General features: G+C 65.9%; 4 protein-coding genes. All 4 read right to left on the reverse strand.

Going from position 1 to position 6,564, the window contains the following annotated elements:
• Positions 1-111: 111 nt before the first annotated feature.
• Entirely contained in the window at positions 112-822 is a 711-nt protein-coding gene (locus H8A95_RS40980; RefSeq protein WP_229188177.1) for a substrate-binding domain-containing protein, read from the reverse strand.
• 31 nt (positions 823-853) lie between these two features.
• Entirely contained in the window at positions 854-3,640 is a 2,787-nt protein-coding gene (gene fdhF, locus H8A95_RS40985; RefSeq protein WP_229188178.1) for a formate dehydrogenase subunit alpha, read from the reverse strand.
• 37 nt (positions 3,641-3,677) lie between these two features.
• Positions 3,678-5,390, reverse strand: a complete 1,713-nt coding sequence (locus H8A95_RS40990; protein ID WP_229188179.1) for an NADH-ubiquinone oxidoreductase-F iron-sulfur binding region domain-containing protein — start codon at positions 5,388-5,390, stop codon at positions 3,678-3,680.
• Between the two features lie 202 nt (positions 5,391-5,592).
• A partial coding sequence (locus H8A95_RS40995; RefSeq protein WP_229188180.1) for a molybdopterin molybdotransferase MoeA occupies positions 5,593-6,564 on the reverse strand: 972 nt, incomplete at its 5' end.

A 6,564-nucleotide genomic window follows, 5' to 3' on the forward strand; every position in this document is an offset into this window, starting at 1 on the left:
GCGAAGCCCAAAAAGCCGCCGGCTCGGGCTGCAAAACCGGCAGGTCCGATTTCGACCGGTGGCGCGCCGCTCAACGTAGCCCCCAGCGATCACTGAGGCCCGCGCCTCAGTTTATCCTCGCGGCCGCTCCATGCCCGCGCGCTTGATTGCCACGCGCAAGATATCGCTGTCCGATGAAAGAAAGTCGATCAGGCGTTTGGCCGCTTCCGGCGCCGTGGCGTCGCTGACGACGGCGGTCGTGAAGGTTTGGACAAGCTGGAGATTTGCAGGCAGCAGACCGACGAGTTCGATGCCGGTCTCCTGAACCAGTTCGCTGGTCGGCCCGATCGAGAGATTGGCCTTGCCTGCCCGCAGCGCTGCGGCCGCCTCGGTTCCACGCGCCTCCAGCGTGAGCATCACCGTGTCCGGCAGATTCAGCTTCGGGAAGACCTTGTCGCGGACGAACTGTCCGCTCGTGCTGCTCGGCGCCACGATCTGGCCTGCGGCGATCAAGGCCTTGGTGAGCGCGGCATCACTGCTGATATCGGGCTTGGGACAGCCCGCCCGAACCGCGGCGGCCAGAGGCGCCGTCGCCAGGCCGGTATCGGAGCCCGCACGAATTCGTCCGTCTTCGATCAGCGTTCGCAATCCCTCGCGCGAGAGGATCACCACGTCCGCCTTGGTGCCATTCGCAAGCTGGTGCCTGATCGTCTTCGGACCGATGCCCTCCGACGCGCCCGATCCGGTTTCCACCTTGATGCCGGCGCTTCGCTCGAACTCAGGCAGCACCTCGCGGTACACCGCAGCGAAGCCGCCGGAAATGATGACCTTGATCGTTGTCAATGCAGCGGCTCCACGTTCCGTCCCGCGACCACTATTCCGCCGCGGTGCGGATATCGATCTTCTCGGCGCGAACGGCGCAGAACTTGAACTCCGGAATCTTGCCGAACGGATCGAGCGCCGGGTTGGTCAACAGGTTGGCCGCCGCTTCCGCGTAGCAGAACGGCATGAAGACCATGTTCTCGGGCACGTCGCGGTCGGCGCGCACCTTGACCTCGACCGCGCCGCGGCGGGTCTCGAGACGGATGAAGTCGCCCGGCGCGAGCCCCTTCTTGCGCATGTCCTTCGGCGTCATGAACGCCACCGCTTCGGGCTCGATCTGGTCGAGCACCTGGGCGCGGCGTGTCATCGAGCCGGTGTGCCAGTGCTCGAGGACGCGTCCGGTCGACAGCACCATCGGATACTCGTCGTCGGGCAATTCGTCCGGCGGGATCACTTTGGCCGGCACGATCTTGCCGCGGCCGCTCTCGGTCGGGAATCCGGTGGTGAAGATGATCTCGTTGCCGGGCTTGTCGGGATCGTCGACCGGATAGGTCACCGCGCCCTCGCGGACCAGACGCTCCCAGGTGATGTTCTTCAGCGACGGCATCAGCTGCGCCATCTCGGTGAAGACCTCGCCCGGCCCGGCATAATTCCACGGTAGTCCCATCCGCTTGGCGATCTCCTGGATGATCCAGAAATCCTGCCGCGCATCGCCCGGCGGCTTGATCACCTCGCGCGCCAGCTGCACGCGGCGGTCGGTATTGGTGAACGAGCCGGACTTCTCGGCGAACGCCGAGGCCGGCAGGATGACGTCGGCGTGGAACGCGGTCTCGGTGACGAACAGATCCTGCACGACGAGATGGTCGAGCCTGGCCAGCGCCTGGCGCGCGTGCTGCAAATCCGGATCGGACATCGCGGGGTTCTCGCCCTCGACATACATGCCGTGGATTTCGCCGGCGTGGATCGCGTTCATGATCTCGACGACGGTCAGCCCGCGCACCGGATCGAGCTGCTGCCCCCACAGCTTCTCGAAGGCGCCGCGCATGTCGTCGCGGCCGACCGGCTGGTAGTCCGGCAGGAACATCGGAATCAGACCGGCGTCGGAGGCGCCCTGCACGTTGTTCTGGCCGCGCAGCGGATGCAGCCCGGTGCCGGGGCGGCCGACCTGGCCGGTGATCAGCGCCAGCGCGATCAGGCAGCGCGCATTGTCGGTGCCGTGGACATGCTGGCTGATGCCCATGCCCCAGAAGATGATCGACGACTTGGCGCGGGCATAGGCGCGGGCGACCTCGCGCAGCGTCTCGGCGGGAATGCCGCAGATCTGCGACATGCGCTCCGGTGTGAACTCCTGGATCTTCGCCTTGAGGTCGTCGTAGCCCTCGGTATAGCCGGCAATGTACTGCTCGTCGGTCAGGCCTTCGGTGATGATGGTGTGGATCATCGCGTTCAGCATCGCGACGTCGCTGCCCGGCTTGAAGGCGAGGTGCTGCGTCGCATGGCGCGACAGCGCCTGCCGCCGCGGGTCCATCACATAAAGCTTGGCGCCGCGCTTGGCGGCGTTCTTGATGTAGGTCGCGGCGACCGGATGGTTCACGGTCGGATTGGCGCCGATCACCCAGATCACCTCGGCATCGGTCGCGGCCGCGAACGGCGCCGACACCGCGCCGGAGCTCAATCCCTCGAACAGCGCCGCCACCGACGAGGCGTGGCACAGCCGCGTGCAGTGGTCGACATTGTTGGAGCCGAAGCCGGTGCGCACCAGCTTCTGGAACAGATAGGCTTCCTCGTTCGAGCCCTTGGCCGAGCCGAAGCCAGCGAGCGCTTTCGGCCCCTTCTCGTCGCGGATTTTGCGCAAGCCGGCTGCTGCAAGATCGAGCGCCTCTTCCCAGGATGCTTCGCGGAAATGGGTAAAGGGATTGGCCGGATCGACCTGGTCGTTGGCATCCTTCTTGACGCCGGGCAGCCGCACCAGCGGTTTCGTCAGCCGGTTCGGATGATGGATGTAGTCGAAGCCGAAGCGGCCCTTGACGCAGAGCCGGTTGTGATTGGCGGGACCATCACGGCCTTCCGCGTAAATCACCTTCTCGTCCTTGACCTGGTAGGTGACCTGACAGCCGACACCGCAATACGGGCAGAGCGAGTCCACCTTCTTGTCGGGATAGGTGACGCGGGTCTGCTTGTCGTCGAGCATCACGGCCGGCATCAGCGCCCCCGTCGGGCAGGCCTGGACGCACTCACCGCAGGCGACGCAGGTGGACTCTCCCATCGGATCGTCGAAGTCGAAGACGATTTTCGAGCCGTGACTACGATAAGCCATGCCGATCACGTCGTTGACCTGCACCTCGCGGCACGCCCGCACGCACAGGCCGCACTGGATGCAGGCGTCGAGATTGACGCGCATCGCCGGATGGCTGGTGTCGGCGTGCCAGCGCTCGGTCGCGGGGAAGCGGCTCTCGGTGACGCCGGTCTTCTCGGCCCAGTGCCAGAATTTCGAATCCGGATCGTGCGAGGTCTCGCGCGCCGGCTGGTCCGCGACGAGCAGCTCCATCACCATCTTCTGTGCCGCGACCGCGCGCTGGCTGGCCGACTTCACCTTCATCCCAACGGAAGGCGTCCGCATGCACGACGCCGCCAGCACGCGCTCGCCTTCGATCTCGACCATGCAGGCGCGGCAATTGCCGTCCGGCCTGTAGTCCGGCGCGGGCGAATAGCAGAGATGCGGAATCTCGGTGCCCTGGCGCTTGGCGACCTGCCAGATCGTCTCGCCGGCTTGTGCCTCGACCTGGTGGCCGTCGAGCTCGAACTGAATCGTCTGGCCGGAGTTCTGATGGTTGCTCATTCAAAATCCTCGTCGAAATTCGTCCTGCCCGGCCCGCCTATTCGGCGGCTTGCTGCGGACGAAACCCGTCCGGAAAATACTTGATCACTGACGTCAGCGGATTGGACGCCGCCTGACCCAGGCCGCAGATCGACGCATCGCGCATCGCCTGGCTCAATTGGTCGAGCAGTTCCTTGTTCCAGACCGGCTGCTGCATCAAGAGCGCGGCCTTCTCGGTTCCGGCGCGGCAGGGCGTGCATTGTCCGCAGCTCTCGTCCTCGAAGAACTTCATCAGATTCAGCGCAGCGTCCCTGACGTCATCGGCCTGCGAGAGCACGACGACAGCGGCGGAGCCGATAAAGCAGCCGTACTTCTCGAGCGTGCCGAAATCGAGCGGGATGTCGTCCATCGAGGCCGGCAGGATGCCGCCGGACGCGCCGCCCGGCAGATAGGCCTGCAAGGTATGGCCGTAGGCCATGCCGCCGCAGAACTCGTCGATCAGTTCGCGCAGGGTGATGCCGGCCGGCGCGAGCTTGACGCCGGGATCCCTGACACGTCCCGACACCGAGAAGCTGCGCAGGCCGTGGCGCTCGTTGCGGCCATGGCTCTTCCACCAGTCGGCGCCCTTCTCGACGATGTCGCGCACCCACCACAACGTCTCGATGTTGTTGATCAGCGTCGGCAGGCCGAACAGCCCGACCTGGAACGGATATGGCGGCTTGTGCCGCGGCAGGCCGCGCTTGCCCTCGATCGATTCCAGCAGTGAGGATTCCTCGCCGCAGATATAGGCGCCGGCACCGCGCCGCAGATGCAGCGTCGGACCGCCGGGCGGAAGTTTTGCGATCTCGCGGGCGAGGATCTCGCGGCAGGCCGGATATTCGTCGCGGATATAGATGTAGACTTCGGGCGCCTCGACCACGTGGGCACCGATCAGCATCCCCTCGAGGAAGCGATGCGGATCGGTCTCGAGATAGTACCGGTCCTTGATGGTGCCGGGTTCGCCCTCGTCGCCGTTGACAGCCATCAACCGCGGCCCCGGCTCGCCGAGCACGGCGCGCCATTTGCGGCCGGTCGGGAAACCTGCGCCGCCGAGGCCGCGCAGCGACGCATCGTCGAGTGCCTTCAACAGGTCTTCCCGCGGCAATTCGCCCGAGCGCAGCCGCGTGAGCAGCTTGTATCCGCCGTCGGCGACATAGGCGTCGTACTCGATATAGCTCGGGAGATGCACATGGGTGTCGCCGCTCTTCGCCGCCGCGAGCACATTGGTGACGGTCGCATGGTCGATGAAGTTGTGGCCGACCTCCGCAGCGGGTGCCGTGTCGCAGCGGCCGACGCACGGCGCGCGCACGACGCGGATGCCGGGGCCGGCGCGGGACAGAAGATCCTTCAGCAGCTGCTCGCCGCCGAGCATTGCGCAGGTCAGCGAATCGCACACACGCACGGTGAGCGGCGCGATGTCAGGCTCGCCTTCCTTCACGATGTCGAAATGCGCATAGAAGGTCGCGGTCTCGAACACTTCGGCAAATGACAGCTTCATCTCATCGGCGAGCGCAGCCAGATGCGCCGCCGAGATCTGATGGTACTTATCCTGAATCAGATGCAGGTACTCGATCAGCATATCGCGCTGTCTCGGCCGGTCGGCAAGCAGCGCCTCGATCTCATGAGCTGCCAGAGGGTCGACCTGTCGTCCCTTGGGCGTGGCTTTCGCCCGCTTCCTGCCCTGTCCGGGATGCTCGAACGCGCGGACCTTGTGAACGTCGCCTTGGCTCATGAATCCTCGCCTTGAAACCGCGTCTTGGAACTCCGCTTTGCACGAATTGCGTCGGTTCAACCCAACTCTATTCTCTGGCATGCCACAGGCAAGCAGATTTAGAACGCCTCTAGGAGCGTCCGGTTGCCGCGCAGGCTGTTGTTAATGTTTGCCTATCGGGCGATCTGAATTTCAAATCGCGAGGACGGCCGCATCTGCGGTCTCACAGCAGATCGGCGTAACCGAGAAAGCCGACGGCATCGCCCGGCTCGACCCGCACGACGGCCTCGCCGAGCTCGATCAACCCATCCGTCTCGATCAGCGACGACAGCAGGCCGGCCCCTTCGCGGGGAAACTTGGTCGCCTCCAGCGATCCGTCCGCCGCGCGTCGCAGCGAGGCGCGGACATACTCGCGCCGCCCGCTCTTCTTCTTGTAGCTGAAGGCGGCCCGAACCGGCATCGGCAGCAGTGGAGACGGCACAGCGCCCGACAGTGCCAGCACGGTCGGCCGCACAACATGGACGAAGGTGACGAAGCTCGCCACGGGATTGCCGGGCAATCCGATCAGCGGCGTGCCGTCGATGATTCCCATCGCCACCGGACGGCCCGGCTTGATCGCCATCCGCCACAGCACAAGCGAGCCGGCCTGCTCGATGCCGGCCTTGACGTGGTCCTCTTCGCCGGTCGAGACACCGCCGGTGGTCAGGATCAGGTCGTAGCGGCGCGCGACCTGCTTGAGCGCATCGGCGAGCTCAGCCCGCTCGTCGCGCAGGATGCCGAGATCGCCGACCTCGCAACCGAGCCGCCGCAACATCGCGATCAGCATGAAGCGGTTGGAATCGAACAGCTGCGCCTCAGTGCGCGCGCCGCCCGGCGCGGCCAGTTCGTCGCCGGTGGAGAACACCCCGACGCGCAGCCGCCGCACCACATCGAGAGTGGTCAGCCCGAACGCCGCGGCGACGGCGACGTCCTGCGGGCGCAGGCGCCTGCCCGATGCCAGCGCGACATGACCGCGTGCAATATCCTCGCCGGCGGGGCGAACGTTGGCGCCGGGCTTCAGGCCGGACGGCAGGATCACGTTCCCCGCGTCGTCGATCCGCACGTCTTCCTGCATGAACACGGTGTCGGTGCCGTCAGGCATCGGCGCGCCGGTGAAGATCCGCACCGCCTGGCCGGGCCGCGCGGGCTGCGCCGG

It is taken from the genome of Bradyrhizobium oropedii (assembly GCF_020889685.1).
In the GTDB taxonomy this organism is placed as follows: domain Bacteria; phylum Pseudomonadota; class Alphaproteobacteria; order Rhizobiales; family Xanthobacteraceae; genus Bradyrhizobium; species Bradyrhizobium oropedii.

What these genes read in the sequence shown, in the direction of transcription:
- fdhF (WP_229188178.1), bottom strand. Translation starts at nt 3,640, where the DNA reads ATGAGCAACCATCAGAACTCCGGCCAGACGATTCAGTTCGAGCTCGAC.
- H8A95_RS40990 (WP_229188179.1), bottom strand. Translation starts at nt 5,390, where the DNA reads ATGAGCCAAGGCGACGTTCACAAGGTCCGCGCGTTCGAGCATCCCGGA.